At 65.1% G+C, this 15,687-nt stretch carries 15 protein-coding genes, 1 tRNA gene and 1 pseudogene; 8 read left to right on the forward strand and 9 right to left on the reverse strand.

What is annotated here, in order from left to right; genetic code table 11:
• Window positions 1-274, reverse strand: a pseudogene (locus tag VH88_RS16490) (TolC family protein); the annotation flags it as partial.
• A gap of 295 nt (window positions 275-569) precedes the next feature.
• On the opposite strand from VH88_RS16490, the gene VH88_RS09465 reads away from it, so the two are divergent.
• Genes VH88_RS09465 through VH88_RS09475 form a run of 3 tightly spaced genes read left to right on the forward strand, consistent with a single transcriptional unit; the run spans window position 570 to window position 1,961 of the window.
• Entirely contained in the window at window positions 570-806 is a 237-nt protein-coding gene (locus VH88_RS09465; RefSeq protein ID WP_045811039.1) for a hypothetical protein, read from the forward strand.
• Between the two features lies 1 nt (window position 807).
• Entirely contained in the window at window positions 808-1,254 is a 447-nt protein-coding gene (locus tag VH88_RS09470) for a hypothetical protein (protein ID WP_045811040.1), read from the forward strand.
• A gap of 59 nt (window positions 1,255-1,313) precedes the next feature.
• Window positions 1,314-1,961 carry an SOS response-associated peptidase family protein gene (locus VH88_RS09475; protein ID WP_231576634.1) on the forward strand — a complete coding sequence of 216 codons (648 nt, stop codon included), beginning with the start codon at window positions 1,314-1,316 and terminating at the stop codon, window positions 1,959-1,961.
• Between the two features lie 403 nt (window positions 1,962-2,364).
• Here VH88_RS09475 and VH88_RS16015 read toward each other — a convergent pair whose 3' ends face one another.
• A complete protein-coding gene (locus VH88_RS16015) occupies window positions 2,365-2,685 on the reverse strand; it encodes a hypothetical protein (protein WP_156146791.1) in 321 nt (106 codons plus the stop codon).
• A 602-nt stretch (window positions 2,686-3,287) separates the two neighbouring features.
• Here VH88_RS16015 and VH88_RS09485 point away from each other — a divergent pair.
• Window positions 3,288-3,797 carry a hypothetical protein gene (locus VH88_RS09485; RefSeq protein WP_045811043.1) on the forward strand — a complete coding sequence of 170 codons (510 nt, stop codon included), beginning with the start codon at window positions 3,288-3,290 and terminating at the stop codon, window positions 3,795-3,797.
• 128 nt (window positions 3,798-3,925) lie between these two features.
• Here the strand turns inward: VH88_RS09485 and VH88_RS09490 are convergent, their stop codons facing one another.
• From VH88_RS09490 to cpdR, 3 genes are all read right to left on the reverse strand, one after another.
• Window positions 3,926-4,219, reverse strand: a complete 294-nt coding sequence (locus tag VH88_RS09490) for a hypothetical protein (protein WP_045811044.1) — start codon at window positions 4,217-4,219, stop codon at window positions 3,926-3,928.
• Between the two features lie 911 nt (window positions 4,220-5,130).
• Window positions 5,131-5,205: transfer RNA gene (locus VH88_RS09495), tRNA-Val, on the reverse strand.
• 136 nt (window positions 5,206-5,341) lie between these two features.
• Entirely contained in the window at window positions 5,342-5,698 is a 357-nt protein-coding gene (cpdR, locus tag VH88_RS09500) for a cell cycle two-component system response regulator CpdR (protein WP_045811045.1), read from the reverse strand.
• 112 nt (window positions 5,699-5,810) lie between these two features.
• On the opposite strand from cpdR, the gene VH88_RS09505 reads away from it, so the two are divergent.
• Window positions 5,811-6,635: an N-formylglutamate amidohydrolase gene (locus VH88_RS09505; protein ID WP_045811046.1), complete on the forward strand. Its 825-nt coding sequence runs from the start codon at window positions 5,811-5,813 to the stop codon at window positions 6,633-6,635.
• A 259-nt stretch (window positions 6,636-6,894) separates the two neighbouring features.
• Here VH88_RS09505 and VH88_RS09510 read toward each other — a convergent pair whose 3' ends face one another.
• Complete coding sequence (locus VH88_RS09510; RefSeq protein ID WP_231576635.1) at window positions 6,895-7,638, reverse strand: DUF599 domain-containing protein; 744 nt, start codon at window positions 7,636-7,638, stop codon at window positions 6,895-6,897.
• An 81-nt stretch (window positions 7,639-7,719) separates the two neighbouring features.
• On the opposite strand from VH88_RS09510, the gene ppa reads away from it, so the two are divergent.
• Together ppa and hslU are read left to right on the forward strand one after the other, a co-directional pair.
• Entirely contained in the window at window positions 7,720-8,280 is a 561-nt protein-coding gene (gene ppa, locus VH88_RS09515) for an inorganic diphosphatase (RefSeq protein ID WP_039246191.1), read from the forward strand.
• Between the two features lie 184 nt (window positions 8,281-8,464).
• The gene (gene hslU, locus VH88_RS09520; RefSeq protein ID WP_039246193.1) at window positions 8,465-9,766 is read left to right on the forward strand and encodes an ATP-dependent protease ATPase subunit HslU; all 1,302 of its coding nucleotides are present in this window, start codon (window positions 8,465-8,467) and stop codon (window positions 9,764-9,766) included.
• Here hslU and VH88_RS09525 read toward each other — a convergent pair.
• Window positions 9,756-11,063 carry a YihY/virulence factor BrkB family protein gene (locus VH88_RS09525; RefSeq protein WP_231576636.1) on the reverse strand — a complete coding sequence of 436 codons (1,308 nt, stop codon included), beginning with the start codon at window positions 11,061-11,063 and terminating at the stop codon, window positions 9,756-9,758. The genes hslU and VH88_RS09525 overlap by 11 nt on opposite strands.
• Before the next feature lie 63 nt (window positions 11,064-11,126).
• On the opposite strand from VH88_RS09525, the gene prmC reads away from it, so the two are divergent.
• A complete protein-coding gene (gene prmC / locus VH88_RS09530) occupies window positions 11,127-12,038 on the forward strand; it encodes a peptide chain release factor N(5)-glutamine methyltransferase (RefSeq protein WP_045811073.1) in 912 nt (303 codons plus the stop codon).
• Window positions 12,039-12,431: 393 nt separating this feature from the next.
• Here the strand turns inward: prmC and VH88_RS09535 are convergent, their stop codons facing one another.
• Window positions 12,432-12,770 (reverse strand): GIY-YIG nuclease family protein, encoded by a 339-nt coding sequence (locus tag VH88_RS09535; protein ID WP_045811047.1) that lies wholly within the window; start codon window positions 12,768-12,770, stop codon window positions 12,432-12,434.
• Between the two features lie 236 nt (window positions 12,771-13,006).
• Entirely contained in the window at window positions 13,007-15,595 is a 2,589-nt protein-coding gene (clpB, locus tag VH88_RS09540; RefSeq protein ID WP_045811048.1) for an ATP-dependent chaperone ClpB, read from the reverse strand.
• Between the last annotated feature and the right edge of the window lie 92 nt (window positions 15,596-15,687).

A 15,687-nucleotide genomic window follows, 5' to 3' on the forward strand; every position in this document is an offset into this window, starting at 1 on the left:
TCAACTGAGCATCGAGCGCTACGGTCGGCCGATTCAGCCCGGCAGCCACATCCGCCTGGGCCCTGGCGGCCTGCATCCCATAGCCCGCAGCGCGACCGAGACTGGAATTGGAGCGAACACGTTGTTGAGCGGCCGCATAGGTCAGAGCGACTGTAGCGTCGCCCTGGGCCGCCTCTTGGGGCGCGGCCTGAACTTGGGAGACCGCCGCAAGGGCGTTCGGCGCTGATCCGGCCAAAATGCCGACAGCAACCGCCCCGATCCAAGCTGCACGCATCGTTTCACTCCGACGTCAGCAAGCATAACTAACTCAAGCGCAGCCGTTACGTCCAGCAACTGGCGTTGCGATATCAGCCAAGGGTCTAACCCTATCCTCGTTATCGAGCGGTCGCTGTTGGAAGTTAGTTGCCTAGAAGCTGACATCCCTTAGGTCGCCTTGGAGTCAAAACCAGACGTTGTTAGGGCGCTGACAAACTGATTCGTTGCCGATGGCGCTCGAACGCGGTCTTTGCGCGGTCGCGACTCCACATTCGTCGGCCTGCGTGTAAGGGTTCGGTTGGGAGGACTGACTGATGGCGACACGCAAGACCCTCATCAGATCGCGCGCTGGCGTTCGCCTTCAACGCATCGAGCATCTGGTCCGTCAGCAGGTGGTCCAGTCGTCCTGGCGGCTTTCAACCCTACGCCAGAACCAACCACGCTCATTTGCCGATGAGACGGAAGCGGAGGACGCCTTTGACATGGAGGTCATCGCTTCGCTGACCGATCCCATCATCATGGACATGCAGCGTCGCGGACTGATCGACTGACATGGCGGCCAAGCTGAAGGTCTTCACCTGGTCCGACGGCTTCCATGCCTTCACCGTCGCCACAAGCTCGCGACCCAAGGCTTTGGAGGCCTGGGGCTCAAAGCAAGATCTGTTCGCAACCGGCCTGGCCAGCCAGCTTTCCGGCGGACCGGATTACGAGGCCGCCCTAGCCTCTCCTGGCGAGGTCGTCGAGCGCGGGCTTGCGATCGATGTCGGCAAGATCGGAAAGGCGAAACCCGCCAAACCTCGGGGACCATCCAAGGCGAAGGCCGCCAAAATCGAAAAGCTGCAGGCGGCGCTGGCCGATCTGGATGAGCGCCGTCAGGCCGAGGTGGCTGATTTCGAGGACCAGCAGACTACGCTGAACAAGGCGCGTCAGGAGGCGGAGGCGACCTATGAGGCGGACCGTAAATCCCTGGCTGCGGATCTGAAAAAGGCCAAGGTCTGATGTGTAACCTCTATCGCCAGCGCTCGGGTCCCCAAGCCATAATGGATGCGGCGAACGCGATGCGGTCGACCGTCGGCAACCTCGCGCCGGGCGATATCTATCCCGATTATCCAGCCCCAATTGTACGGTGGGAGGGCGCAGAGCGCATCCTTGCATCCGCGCGCTGGGGCATGCCGTCGTCCAAAAGAATGATCTTCGACAATGCGACGAAGCGCGCCGACAAGCTGCGCGCCAAGGGCGGCGAGGTGGACTTTCCGAAAATTCTGGAGTTCGAGCCCGACAGCGGCACGACCAACGTCCGCAACACCCGCTCCAGCCATTGGCGCCCGCATCTGTCGCCAGCGTCGCGCTGTCTGGTCCCCTTCACGGCCTTCAGCGAACCAGGTCGGGACGCCGCCGGCAAATACCGACCCGTCTGGTTCAAGCTCGCCGGGGACGATCCCGAGCCCCTCGCCTTCTTCGCCGGCATTCACCTTCAGGCCCACACAAGCGTGCGCAAGATCAAGACCGGCATGGAGACGATCGACGTCTTCGCCTTTCTGACGACAGACCCCAACGCCGAGGTCGGCGCGGTTCACCCCAAGGCCATGCCGGTGATCCTGATGCAGTCCGACGAGATCGAGGCGTGGATGACGGCGCCGTGGGAGACGGCCAAGGCGCTTCAGCGACCGCTGCCCGACGGCGCTCTGTCAGTTATCGACGCCTGAACCGCGTAAAGCCTCCGATCGTTGTTTAAAGACGATCCGGCCCCGTCCTGGCGCTCGCCACAAGGTCTGCGGTCAACGGATCAGGCGACAAATCCCAACGGGTCAGCGCCGCGTCGAACACGGTCGAATCAGCGGCCCGTCAGTTTCATTTGGCGGGGCGTTGGGCGCCGCGTGAAGAGCGCAGACGGTCCTGAACGAGTCTTCGGGGAGTGGTGGCGGCGCGACGGGGAGATCGACGCCATGCGAGACTATTTCCAGCTGAGGACGAGGCTGGGGAACGCTTCTGGGTTTTCAGACGGGGCGATGGCGAACAGCCTGTCACCGGGGATCTCAGTTGGTTTCTCCACAGCCTTTTTGGCTAGACATTTTCCCTGTGCGCCGACCGTGAGACCCAGCCTCTCGTTCAACCGCGCGACTGAGCCGCCTGATACGCCTTGATGCCCGGCTGAAAGCTTGGACGGAAGTCTGCCGATATCCCCAATCCCGGACGTTGCGCCATGAAGCGATCAAACCGCTGCTGCCCCTCCAACTGCAGCGTTTCCACCCAACTCATGTCCACGCTCACCTGGGGCGGAGGATTTTTCATGTTTGCCGCTTTGACGTTCGCACCAACTGGAATGCTCTTTGGAACGACCCTCTCAACGACGCTCGGCGTTGCCGGATCACGGCCCCCAACCCTCGCTATCCCAGCCGCCCGTGCCGCGCTAAAATGCACAATATCCATGTAACCCTCCCAATCCGCACTCCCCGGTTGCAAGGAACGCGCCGCGCAGCGCCATTATTCCCCTTTGTTTTTCCACGTTTTATTTTAACGAATTAACCCCATTACCAGCAAAACGCGCCGGCTCGGCAGTTTTTTCCACTACAGCATCATCCAGTCTGTTTCGAAGACCTAGAGATGGTCCACCCATAAGACAGGAGGCGTTGAGGCCATCATGGTCGGTCGAGCCGCTCCGACCAAGTTGCCAAGATCTTAGGTTGTTCGATTCTCAAGCTTGAGCGTCTCCATGAAATCCCCGCCATGGTACCATTCAGAGATGATCAGAGCCTGATTATAGACCCCAATCCGAAGCACCCAATTGCCAGCAAGCTTCAGGGTCATATCAAAGCCGAAGGCGTTCCATGCCCATTTGAACGGCCTCCGGAAGATCATTCGCCGCGACATTGTCCCCGAAGCTCTAAATGAGAAACTGTTTTTTAGTTTTACACGTCATCATTGACGCCCCGAAAACTTTTGGTTGCCTAGATGGACGGTGACTTCGGTCTCCTGTCAACTCCTCGTTGTGATAGATGCGCGGTTGAGCAACCTTGCACGAAAGGCCGACTATGAGCGCCGATAACTTCAAGCCACGTGAAGCTCCGCGATGGGATGCTCGACACCCCACGCGCACGCCCTACATCGAATGGCTCCCGTTCCAGAAGTTGGACCAGCCCTGGAAGATCAACGCCGCTCTCCGAGCTGGCTCCGGGGCGTTCGTAGCCATCGCGCTCTCCCACGGTTTCTCCGCCTTCTCTGCCTGGATCTCCCCTATCCGCGGCGACACCCTGCTGTTCGGTTACGACAAATCGGCGGTCCTGACGGCGAACCTTCTGGTCGGCTTGTTCGCCCTGTGCTTGGCCGCGGTCACGTTCCGCGCTCCCTCGCGTCCTTTGTACTACCTCGCCTTGGCCTGGTCGCTGATCGAACTCATCCCCCCGCTAACCTATGGCCTGTATGGGCATGGAGCGGGCTATTTCATCAGCTTATTCGGGCTGGCCGTCGCGATGACTGGCGTCCAGGGAATTCACGCGCGGCGACGATTCCGGAGTGGCGTCCCCACGTCGAGCCAACTCTGAGACCGTCATTGCGGCAGACGCTCAACGGCTCGGTCCGAGTGATGCGCAAAAGGCGGTCTACCTATGCTCTTCCTTGAGGTTTAGTGGAGCTTTTACGCACGATCGACCGCCGGATGGGGGCGTTCCTCCTAGTCTGCGACCTTGTAGTGCTGGAACCGACCACTTGCCGCGTTGACGTAGGAGATGTCGCCTGTTGGCAGGGCGTAGACTTGGGAACAGGCGGTCAGAGGCCGCTCGGGCTCGTCTCGACGACGACACATCCAACCGTCAGCGATCCAATAGGCGCCGCCAAAGCTGTGGTAGTCGCTTTCGAAGCGATAGGTACCGTCACGCTCGAAAGCCTCGGTGACGATCGCCGAGCTGTGCTGAATATCAACGTAGCGCTTCCCGACGAAGGTCGATCGCAGTTGGGCGTCCGTCATCGGGACCTGACCAGCAGGCACTCTAGCGTAGGTCACTCGCATCGAGGACGGAGGCGCGGGCGTCCCCGTCGCCACACCTTCAGCCGCTTGCATGTCCTTGGCTGCGTTGGTGACGCGCGCCTCGCTGCATGAGGCCGCTCCAGTGCCCAGGACGCCGAGAACGAGAGCGGATACGCACGTCAGGGGGCGCACTGCCCAGCCTGATCCTGATGACGAGCGGCGCGAGGGCGTCACGCCCCATGGGATTGCTGCGGTCATGCAAACATATACTCCTGATGGAACCGAGCCCCCGTCGGGGTAGCTGAAACCATCCCCTCCTCAATGTCAAAGGGAGCCGCCGACGCAGGACACAGGCTGGTTGGGCCTGTCGGGGGCATTCGAGGCTGAATCAGGTGAGAGTAACGCGTCGAGCGTGCTCCAGACCTAGTTCCCAAAAATAGATGGCCTTCATGCTGGACAGCACGTCCAAGCCCTCGCTTCCCGTCGGGTCTGTTAGCCTATCGCCAAGTCCTAGTCGCTGCGACGACGAGCGTCGAGGGTAATAGCCGCCTACCTGGTCTTCAAACCTGAAGCCGGCCCCACTGGCCAGCTCGGATGATTGCGCCACTGAGTTCGCCGCCCAGATTTGAGGATGGGGGCTGACTATGCCGCTCGAGACCTGCCAGTGTCAGCCGATTCTCCGGCATTTGCAGGAGTCATAAGTGACCCAGTACACCCGCCCCTGCGTCCGCATGAAGCCCTAAAAGCGGACCTTTTTGGACGTCCGTTTTGAGTCTGTAGCGGGTGCTGGACGCACCGTCAGCGATTGCCGATCGACAAACTGCTGCCGACACGCCGTCACCACGCCCGAGTTCCTGGGCAGTTTTTGGCCAGCGGCTCTGGCCGAGGACCAGCTAAATCATTGAAGGAAATGGTGGACGCGACAGGGATTGAACCTGTGACCCCCTCGATGTCAACGAGGTGCTCTCCCGCTGAGCTACGCATCCGCCGTAGGGCTCCGAAAAACGTCTTCGGAGCGGGAAGAGCGGTCGTATAGCGGCGAGGCCGGTCGGCATCAAGCCGATTTAGCGGCAAGAATGCGATTTCTCGCCGAACACCGCTCGGCCCAGTCGCAGCGAAGGGTCAGGCGGCGACCATCCGCTCGACCTCATTGACCAGATCGCGCAGGTGGACGGGCTTGGACAACACCTTGGCGTCCGGCGTGGCCTGGGCGGCGGTCAGGGCGACGGCGGCGAAGCCGGTGATGAACATGATGCGCAGCCCGGGCTGGCGGGCGGCGGCGACGCGGGCGACCTCGATCCCGTCAGCGCCCGGCATGACGATGTCGGTCAGCAGCAGGTCGTAGGGACCGTCTTCCAGGGCGTCGATCGCGTCGTCGCCGTTCTCGCAGTCGATGACCTGGTGGCCTGCCCGCTCCAGCGCGCGCGTCAGAAATCCGCGCAGCGAACCGTCGTCTTCGGCCAGGAGAATACGCGCCATTCGAAAAACACCCTTGAAACAGACCGCAAACCTAGAGCCCGAACGGTAAACCGCCGATGAAATTCGCTGATCAGCCGACTTCCTTCCACAGCGAAACGCGCTAAGCGGAGGCATGACCGACGGCGGCGACAGCTTTTCGATCACCGCCCCTGCGGCGGACGCGCCCGCGACGGCGCTGGTGTTCGCCTCGCCCCACTCCGGCGACCTCTATCCCGACGACATGGGCGCCGCGCCGGGTCTGTCGCGCGCCAGCCTGAAAAGCGCCGAGGACGCCCTGGTCGGGCGCTTGGTCGCAGAAGGACCGCGCAGAGGCGCCGCGCTGATCGAAGGCCGGATCGGCCGGGCCTATGTCGATCTGAACCGTGACCCGTCCGAGCTTGACCCGGCCCTGATCTCGGATCTGGACGGGCCGGTCGGGGCCAAGACGGCCGCCGGTTATGGCGTGATCCCCCGATTGGCCGGCGACGGGACGCCGCTCTATGCGCGCCGGCTGACGCTGGCGGAGGCGAGACACCGAATCGCCAGGGTCCACGTCCCCTATCACCAGGCCCTGGGCGAACGGATGCAGGCGACGCGCGCGACGCACGGACGCGCGGTGCTGATCGATTGGCATTCGATGCCGGCGCGCGCCGTCGGGGCTGAGGTCGTGCTGGGCGACCGTTACGGCTCGGCCTGCAGTGCGCGGCTCAGCCGGCGTCTGCGCGATTTGTTCGAGGGCTTGGGCTGGCGCGTGGCGCAGAACCATCCCTACGCCGGCGGTTGGTCAACCCAGCGCTGGGGCCGGCCGGACGAGGGCTATGAGGCCATCCAGATCGAACTGAGCCGCAAACTGTATCTGGACGAGACGACGCTGGCCCCCAACGCGACCTATGCCAGGACGCAAAAGGCCCTGTCCCGCGTGATCGCCGCCCTGTGCGCAGACGACTGGTCGGCCTGACTGATCGCTGATCAGGTCAAAAAAAAGCCGCACCCGAGGGTGCGGCATTAAAAGTCTATAGGGAGGAAACGCCCAGGAAGGGCAAGACGCCCGGAGGCGTCAGAGGTCAATCTAGGTTGCGATGCACAATGGGTCAAGACCCATGCACGCGCACATGGTCACGCCTTGTTACGCAAATGTGGCGTATCGCCTGACAAGACGGCGCTCTTTCGACCAAAGTCGGACGAGCGTTCAGTCTCGCAACTGCGAAAGGATCGGGTCAGTTGTCCAGAAGCCGCCGTGCGTTGCGAATGGCGCGGGCGGCGGGCGAGGCCTCCTGGCGATAGATCAACAGGCCGAAGGACGAGGCGACGCCCAGCGCCAGCCACAGCGGCCCGAACAGCCAGGCCGCCGCCGCCAGGGCGAAATAATAGCCGCGCACACCCTGACTGAAGGAACTGAGCGCCGGATTCAGAAGCTGGCCTGCCGCCTCGCTGAAGGCCTTGCGGTCGGTCTTGGTGTGGATTTCCGGCGCCGCGCCGATCAGCGCCAGGGCGTAGTTCATCTGGCGCAGCGCCCAGATGAAATCCAGAAAACCGCGCGCCAGACAGATCAGCACCAGCGCCAGCTTGGCCTCCAGAATCTTCATCGGCACGTTCTCCGCGCCGACGGCGGCGAATCCCTGAAGCGCGCTTTCGCCGCCGAACAATATGCCCGCGACCGCCGCAATCAGCAGCAGGTTGGTGGAGGCGAAGAAGGAGGCGGAGTTGATCGAATGGCCCATAAGCTGGCTGTCGATCAGCTTCATCTCCCGATGCGTCATGGACTGCATCCAGGCCGCCCGGACATGCTCCATGTCCTGGTTCAGCGAGCCGCCCTTCCTGCTGATGAAGGCCAGGATGGGGCTGTATCCCAGCCAGCAGATGAAGAAGAGGGCCAGCGCCGCCCAATCGGTCCAGGTCATGATCCAGATGTCCGCGATGATGCGACCCGACGCAAGCCCGCCGAGGGCGGTGTTCGCCACAGGGCGCCCTTGCCGTGACGGGCCGGGGAGCCTATCACCCTTCGCCTTTCAAAGTTTCGCAGTCGCAGCAAAGACCCCGCCATGAACCTCGACGCCATTCCCGTCGGCCCGAACGCTCCCTGGGACATCAACGTCATCATCGAAATCCCGCAAGGCGGCCTGCCGGTGAAATACGAGATGGACAAGGAATCGGGCGCCCTGTTCGTCGACCGCTTCCTGCACACGGCCATGTACTATCCGGGCAACTACGGCTTCGTGCCGCACACCCTGTCGGACGACGGCGATCCCTGCGACGTGATCGTGCTGAACCCGACGCCGGTCGTTCCCGGCTGCGTCATCCGCTCGCGTCCCATCGGCGTGCTTAAGATGGTGGACGAGGCCGGCGGCGACGAGAAGATCCTGGCCGTGCCGGTCGACAAGCTGAACCCCTACTACACCGAGATCGCCAGCTATCGTCAGCTGCCGGCCATCCTGATCGAGCAGATCGAGCACTTCTTCACTCGCTACAAGGACCTGGAGAAGGGCAAGTCGGTTAAGGTTGAGGGCTGGGGCGACGCCGGCGAAGCCGCCGACCTGATCGCCAAGGGCATGCAGGCCCACCAGGACAAGCTGGCCAAGAACAAGGCCGCCAACGCCGCCTGATACTAGCGACGAGCGCTTGAAGCCTTAAGGCGTCCTCCGATCGGGGGACGCCTTTTCGCTGGGCGATCTGCTATCGCCGCCGCGCCGAGCCCGGAGGAGGCATAGTCGGCAGCCCCGGCTTCAAAATCACGCCGCGACGCCCTGCCCTCTCCCGCAACGGTTCGGCCTCTCCTATCTGCGTCGCATGACCGAACTGACCCCCCGCGAGATCGTCTCCGAACTGGATCGCTATATCGTCGGCCAGAACGACGCCAAGCGCGCCGTCGCCGTCGCCCTGAGGAACCGCTGGCGCAGGAAGCGCGTGCCGGCGGACCTGCGCGACGAGGTGACGCCCAAGAACATCCTGATGATCGGCCCCACCGGCGTCGGCAAGACCGAGATCGCGCGTCGGCTGGCGCGGCTGGCGGGCTCGCCCTTCCTGAAGGTGGAGGCCACCAAGTTCACCGAGGTCGGCTATGTCGGCCGCGACGTGGACCAGATCGTGCGCGATCTTGTCGAAAGCGCCCTGATCATGGTGCGCGAGCGTCGGCGCGGCGACGTGCGGGCCAAGGCCGAGGCCGCCGCCGAGGACCGGATCCTGGACGCCCTGGTCGGACCGGGCGCGGGGCCGGCGACGCGCGACAGTTTCCGCAAGAAGCTGCGCGCCGGAGAACTGGACGACAAGGAGATCGAGATCGCGCTGGCGGACACCGCTTCGCCGATCCAGGGGCTGGACATTCCGGGCGGCGGCAACGTGGGCCTGCTGAACCTGTCGGAAATGCTGGGCAAGATGGGCGGCGGGCGCACCAAGACCGTCAAGCTGGCGGTGCGCGATGCAACGACGCCCCTGATCGCCGAAGAGGGCGACAAGCTGCTGGATCAGGACAGCCTGACCCAGGAGGCGCTAAAACTGGCCGAGAACGAGGGCATCGTCTTCCTGGACGAGATCGACAAGGTGGCGGCCCGGCAAGGCGCATCCGGCGCGGACGTGTCGCGTGAAGGCGTGCAGCGCGACCTGCTGCCCCTGATCGAGGGCACCACGGTCTCGACTAAGTACGGGCCGGTGAAGACCGACCATGTGCTGTTCATCGCCTCGGGCGCCTTCCACGTCGCCAAGCCCAGCGACCTTCTGCCCGAGCTTCAGGGGCGGTTGCCGATCCGGGTCGAGCTGAAGGCCCTGACGCGCGACGACTTCAAGCGCATCCTGACCGAACCCGAGGCCAATCTGATCCGTCAGAACCAGGCCCTGCTGGCGACCGAGGACGTGACCCTGACCTTCACCGACGATGCGGTCGAGGCGATGGCCGATGCGGCGGTGGCGGCCAACAGCGCGGTCGAGAACATCGGCGCGCGCCGGCTTCAGACCGTGATGGAGCGGGTGCTGGAGGAGACCAGCTTCAAGGCCTCGGACCTGTCGGGCCAGACCGTGACCTTCGACGGCGATGCGGTGCGCGAGAAGATGGACGCCCTGACCAAGGACGTCGATCTGAGCCGCTTCATTCTGTAGCGGTCGGCGCCCCGGCGGCGTGGCGGTTGGGGCGGCGCATGATCCGGTCGGCCATCATCTCCGCATGACGCTGGGTGAAGGCTAGGGCGGCCGGGTTGCCGCGTCGCGGACCGATGCTGTCGGCGACCTTGGCGCCCCGCTCGCCGATCGGCAGGGGCTTGCCGGTGGTCGTGTCCACGGCGGTCTGGTGCTCGATCTCGGCGTTCAGCTCCGCGCCCATCAGGATCACCTGCACCGACAGCCAGGTCCACAGCAGGAAACCCATCATGGCCGCCAGCGGGCCGTAGCTGTCGGTCCGCACGAAGTTCGACAGATACCAGCTGAACAGGAAGGACACGGTCAGGCTGAGCAGGGCCGCGAAGATCGCGCCCGGCGTGACCCAGCGCCAGCGCGCGCGCTGACGGCAGGGGCCGTAGCGGTAGATGACGGTCAGGGCGGCGACATAGCCGATCAGCAGCAGCGGCCAGCGCAGCGGCGCGATCAGGCCCCACTCCTCCTCCAGCCCGAACAGCCGCACCACCACCGGGACGCCGACCACCAGCGCCGAGGTCAGCAGGACCGCCAGAATGGCGCCCACGGTGAAGACCATGCAGATCAGGTTGTAGCGCACGATGTTGCGGCGCTCGACCTCGTGATAGGCGACGTTCAGGCCGTAGAACAGCACCTTGACCGCCCCGTTGGCGGTCCACAGCGACAGGGCCAGGGTCCAGGCCAGGGTGAAGGTCAGCTGGCTGTTGGAGTTCTCGGCCAGCCGCTGCATCTCCCCGCCCAGGAACTCGGCGATGCTGTCGGGCAGCAGGGCGTAGAGGAACTGCAGCCGGCCCCACGCGTCGGTCGGATCGGCGAACAGGCCGTAGAGGGTGACGAACGTCCCCAACAGCGGGAACAGCGACAGCAGGGTGAAGAAGGTCACCCCGCCGGCCACGAACCCGACCCGGTCACCGAAATAGGACCCGCCGGTGCGCCAGACGATGTCGGACCAGCCCTTGTGCGGAATGTGCTCGGGCCGTTTGGCCATGCGGCCGCGACCGGGCTCCTGGGCCTCATAGTCCTCGGGCGTGGGGACCTTGGGCGGCAGGGGTTCGGGACGGGGGGCGCGCAGTTCGACTCCGACCTTGTGCCCCTGGCTGTAGAGCAGGTGGGCGGCGCTGGCGCCGGCGGCCAGACCCCCGGCGGCGGCGGCCAGGAACTTCCACACCCGGCCGCGCTCGACCGGCATGGGCGTCCGGGCGAACAGGTTGCGAAGCGGGGCGAGGCGGGAGGGGCGGCGCGCAGTCATCCCGACGCGAACGGTCAAGCTGGCCTGATGTTCCCTGCCGTCGCGCTTGAAATCGACGCCGGGCCGGGCCAATCAACGCCCATGACCGACCCCATCACGCCCAAGTCCGACACCGACGCCCCGACCCTGCTGACCGCCTGGAAGGCGGCGCAGGCCCGGCTGAAGACCGGCCGCATCGACAGCCCCGCCATCGACGCCCGCCTGCTGCTGGAGGCCGCCGCCGGCGCCAGCCGCATGGACATCCTGACCGACCCCTATCGGCCCATCACCGCCGACCAGCTGAGCGCCTATGAGGCCATGGTCGAGCGCCGGCTGAAGCGCGAGCCCGTCTCGCGCATCGTCGGCAAGAAGGGCTTCTGGAAGATCATGCTGAACGTCACCCCCGATGTCCTCAGCCCACGCCCCGACACCGAAACCCTGATGGACGTCTCCATGCTGGCCTTCGGCAAGAACGAGGCCTTCGACGCCATCGACCTGGGCACAGGTTCGGGCGCGATCCTGCTGGCGCTTCTGGCCGAGCGGCCCGCCGCGCGCGGGGTCGGCACCGACATCTCGTCCGAGGCCCTGGCGGTGGCCAAGGAGAACGCCGCCAACCTGGACCTGAACGAGCGCGCGACCTTCCTGCGCACCGAATGGGCCGCAGGCTTCGGCGACGCCAGCTTCGACCTGGTGCTGTCCAACCCGCCCTATATTCCGACCGACCATATCGCGACCCTGGACCCGGAGGTCCGCGACCACGACCCGCACCTGGCCCTGGACGGCGGCCCGGACGGCTTGCAGGCTTACCGCGACCTGGCGCCCGAGGTGAAACGCATCCTGAAGCCGCTGGGCGTTTTCGCCGTCGAGATCGGCTTCGATCAGGGCCCGCAGGTCAAGGCGCTGTTCGAGGCCGCCGGCTTCACCGACGTCAAGATCATCAAGGACCTGGGCGAACGCGACCGCGTCGTCACCAACGGCCCGGACCCACGCACCAATCCGATCCCGCAGGACTGACCGACTTCAGACGGTCGGCGGACAAAAACACCGTCTAATTCGTCTGATTCGTCTGAATTGCCCCTCCCCGGCCGTGCACTGCGTCCCCTGCGGACGAACCGAGACAGGATCGCACGGTTTTGGGAGCGTGGGCAGGAGGATGACGCTAGCGGGCGGCAGGGTGTTGAAATCGTTGACGGGACCCATCTCGATTAAGACGGCTACCTCTTCTTTCGTCATCCTCCGGCCAGCCGCGCCTTCGCGGCGCAGACCGGGGGACCCAGCGGCGCCGAAGGCGATCCATCCGACTCGTGATGTTTCGACACCGCGTCCGCGACAGGTTCGCGCTCACGCGCGCCGCTGGGTCCCCCGGTCTCCCCTCGCTTTCGCGAGGGCGCCGGAGGATGACGAAAGTTAATCTTCAACCGGCGGTCGCCAGTTCGGATCGTTCACCGGAAACCAGTCGTCGGCCAAATCCCGCCATTCCGGGTTTTCCGCCTCGATCAGCTTCAGCTTCCAGTCCCGCAGCCACTTCTTGATCCGCTTCTCGCGCGCGATGGCCTCGACCACCCAGGCGTGCCGCTCAAACCAGACCAGCCGCGAGCATCCATGCGCAGCGGAGAAGCCGTCGAACACGCCGCTGCGATGCTTCCAGACCCGCGCCTCCAGGTTCGCCGTCATGCCGGTATAGAGCGTGCCGTTGCGCCCGCTGGCCATGATGTAGGTCGCGATGAACGTCCGATGCGTCGGCATCCGCACAACCTATGCCATACGCCCTCTTTCGTCATCCAGCACGCCGCTCTCTCCTTTCGTCATCCTCCGGGCCGCGCAGCGGAACCGGGGGACCCAGCGGCGCGCGAGAGCGCGACCCTGTCGCGGACGTGCCTTCCTGCATCGTGCGGCGGAAAGATTTCGCCTGACGGCGCCGCTGGGTCCCCCGGTCTGCGCCGCGAAGACGCGGCTTGCCGGAGGATGACGAAAGGATGGTCCTAATGCACCCGCATCTTACCGATCTCCAGCCCGCCCTCGCCCGCTGTTACCGCGATCACGCCGCCGTCCTCGATCTCGCCGGCTAGCAGCTTCCTCGCGATCGGGTCGACCAGGTCCTTCTGGATGACGCGTTTCAGCGGCCGTGCGCCATAGGCGGGATCGTAGCCGCGGTCGGCGAGCCAGGCCAGGGCGCTGTCGTCCAGGTCCAGGGTCAGGCGGCGGTCGGCGAGCAGCTTTTCGAAGCGTGACAGCTGGATGCGGACGATGCCGCCCATCTGGTCGCGGCCCAGGCGGTGGAACAGGATGATCTCGTCGATCCGGTTCAGGAACTCGGGCCGGAAGTGGGCGCGCACGGCGTCCATGACGAAGGGACGCACGGCCTCGACGTCATCACCCTCACCCTGATCGGCCAGATACTGGCTGCCCAGATTGGAGGTCATGATGATCAGGGTGTTCCTGAAATCGATGGTGCGGCCCTGGCCATCGGTCAGGCGGCCGTCGTCGAGCACTTGCAGCAGCACGTTGAAGACGTCGGGGTGGGCCTTTTCGACCTCGTCGAACAGGACGACCTGATAGGGGCGGCGGCGCACGGCCTCGGTCAGGGCGCCGCCCTCGTCATAGCCGACATAGCCGGGAGGGGCGCCGATCAGGCGCGAGACGCTGTGTTTCTCCATATATTCTGACATATCCAGGCGGGTGATGGCCGCCTCGTCATCGAACAGGAAGTCGGCCAGAGCCTTGGTCAGTTCGGTCTTGCCCACGCCGGTCGGGCCCAGGAACAGGAAGCTGCCCAGCGGACGGTTGGGGTCGTTCAGGCCGGCGCGGGCGCGGCGCACGGCGTCGGAGACGGCGGCCAGCGCCTCGTCCTGACCCACCACGCGACCGCCGAGCGCGGTCTCCATCTGGAGCAGTTTTTCGCGTTCGCCCTCCAGCATCTTGTCGACGGGCACGCCGGTCCAGCGGCTGACGACGGCGGCGATCTGTTCGGCGTCGACGACCTCGGGCGTCAGGGGGCCCTTGCCGCTGGTCTCGTTGGCCTCGGCTTCTTCGAGCTGCTTTTCGATCTGGGGGATCTGGCCGTAGGCGATCTCTGACGCCCGGCCCAAATCGCCGGCGCGCTGGGCGTTGGCGAGTTCCAGGCGCAGGCGGTCCAGGGTTTCACGCAGTTGCGCGCCCTGGCCGACCTTGTCCTTTTCGGCCTTCCACTGGCTGGTCAGGTCGTCGGACTGGCCTTCCAGATCGGCGATCTCGTCCTCCAGCTTTTCCAGACGGTGTTGGGAGGCCTGGTCGGTTTCCTTCTTCAGGGCCTCGCGTTCGATCTTGAGCTGGACCAGGCGGCGGTCGATCTCGTCCAGGGCCTCGGGCTTGGAGTCCACGGCCATGCGCACGCGGCTGGCGGCCTCGTCGATCAGGTCGATGGCCTTGTCCGGCAGGAAGCGGTCGGTGATGTAGCGGTTCGACAGGGTGGCGGCGGCGACGATGGCGCTGTCGGAAATGCGCACGCCGTGGTGGACCTCGTACTTCTCCTTCAGTCCGCGCAGGATGGAGACGGTGTCCTCCAACGTCGGCTCCTCGACCATGACAGGTTGGAAGCGGCGGGCCAGGGCGGCGTCCTTTTCGACGTGCTTGCGGTATTCATCCAGGGTCGTGGCGCCGACGCAGTGCAGCTCGCCGCGCGCCAGCGCGGGCTTCAGCAGGTTGGACGCATCCATCGCCCCGTCGCCCTTTCCGGCGCCGACCAGGGTGTGCATCTCGTCGATGAACAGGATGATGCCGCCTTCGGCTGCAGAGACCTCGGACAGGACGGATTTCAGACGCTCCTCGAACTCGCCGCGGTATTTCGCGCCGGCGATAAGGCTGCCCATGTCCAGCGCCATGACGGTCTTGTCGCGCAGGGACTCGGGCACGTCGCCGTTGACGATGCGCAGGGCCAGGCCCTCGACGATGGCGGTCTTGCCGACGCCGGGCTCGCCGATCAGGACGGGGTTGTTCTTGGTGCGCCTAGCCAAGACCTGGATGGTGCGGCGGATCTCTTCGTCGCGGCCGATGACCGGGTCGATCTTGCCGTCGCGGGCGGCCAGGGTCAGGTCGCGGGCGTAGCGTTTCAGGGCGTCATAGCCGTCTTCGGCGCCGGCGCTGTCGGCGGTCTTGCCCTTCCTCACCTCGGCGATGGCGGCCTCCAGCTTGTCGGCCGTGACGCCCGAGGCCTTCAGCACCTCGGCGGCGACCCCGCCTTCCTTGGCCAGCGCGGCCAGCAGCCGTTCGGTGGTGACGAAGGCGTCGCCGGCGGTCTTGGAGGCTTCCTCGGCGGCGGCGAAGACGCGCGCGGTGTCGCCGTCCAGATAGAGCTGGCCCGAGCCGCCGGTGACCTGGGCGCGCTTCTTCAGCGCGGTTTCGACATCGGCCTCGGCGCGTCGGGCGTCGCCGCCGGCGGCGGTGATCAGATTGCGGGCCAGGCCGTCGCGCTCCTCAAGCAGCACCTTGAGCAGATGCTCGGGCGCGAACTGCTGGTGACGGCGGGCGAGCGCCAGCGACTGGGCGGACTGGACGGCCTGTTTGGCGCGGTCGGAATAGAGTTCGAGATTCATGGTGTCGGTCCCCTCGGGAGGCGGATGGATTTCAGCGCACCCTCTGCTAAGCAGCACGCCGTTGAGATCGAGGTGGGTGTGACGATCGGGTC

It is taken from the genome of Brevundimonas sp. KM4, from assembly GCF_000964075.1.
Lineage (GTDB): Bacteria > Pseudomonadota > Alphaproteobacteria > Caulobacterales > Caulobacteraceae > Brevundimonas > Brevundimonas huaxiensis.

What these genes read in the sequence shown, in the direction of transcription:
- VH88_RS09535 (WP_045811047.1), bottom strand. Translation starts at nt 12,770, where the DNA reads ATGCCGACGCATCGGACGTTCATCGCGACCTACATCATGGCCAGCGGG.
- clpB (WP_045811048.1), bottom strand. Translation starts at nt 15,595, where the DNA reads ATGAATCTCGAACTCTATTCCGACCGCGCCAAACAGGCCGTCCAGTCC.
- prmC (WP_045811073.1), top strand. Translation starts at nt 11,127, where the DNA reads ATGACCGACCCCATCACGCCCAAGTCCGACACCGACGCCCCGACCCTG.
- cpdR (WP_045811045.1), bottom strand. Translation starts at nt 5,698, where the DNA reads ATGGCGCGTATTCTCCTGGCCGAAGACGACGGTTCGCTGCGCGGATTT.
- VH88_RS09490 (WP_045811044.1), bottom strand. Translation starts at nt 4,219, where the DNA reads ATGACGGACGCCCAACTGCGATCGACCTTCGTCGGGAAGCGCTACGTT.
- ppa (WP_039246191.1), top strand. Translation starts at nt 7,720, where the DNA reads ATGAACCTCGACGCCATTCCCGTCGGCCCGAACGCTCCCTGGGACATC.
- VH88_RS09465 (WP_045811039.1), top strand. Translation starts at nt 570, where the DNA reads ATGGCGACACGCAAGACCCTCATCAGATCGCGCGCTGGCGTTCGCCTT.
- VH88_RS09470 (WP_045811040.1), top strand. Translation starts at nt 808, where the DNA reads ATGGCGGCCAAGCTGAAGGTCTTCACCTGGTCCGACGGCTTCCATGCC.
- VH88_RS09485 (WP_045811043.1), top strand. Translation starts at nt 3,288, where the DNA reads ATGAGCGCCGATAACTTCAAGCCACGTGAAGCTCCGCGATGGGATGCT.
- VH88_RS09505 (WP_045811046.1), top strand. Translation starts at nt 5,811, where the DNA reads ATGACCGACGGCGGCGACAGCTTTTCGATCACCGCCCCTGCGGCGGAC.
- VH88_RS09475 (WP_231576634.1), top strand. Translation starts at nt 1,314, where the DNA reads ATGCGGTCGACCGTCGGCAACCTCGCGCCGGGCGATATCTATCCCGAT.
- hslU (WP_039246193.1), top strand. Translation starts at nt 8,465, where the DNA reads ATGACCGAACTGACCCCCCGCGAGATCGTCTCCGAACTGGATCGCTAT.
- VH88_RS16015 (WP_156146791.1), bottom strand. Translation starts at nt 2,685, where the DNA reads ATGGATATTGTGCATTTTAGCGCGGCACGGGCGGCTGGGATAGCGAGG.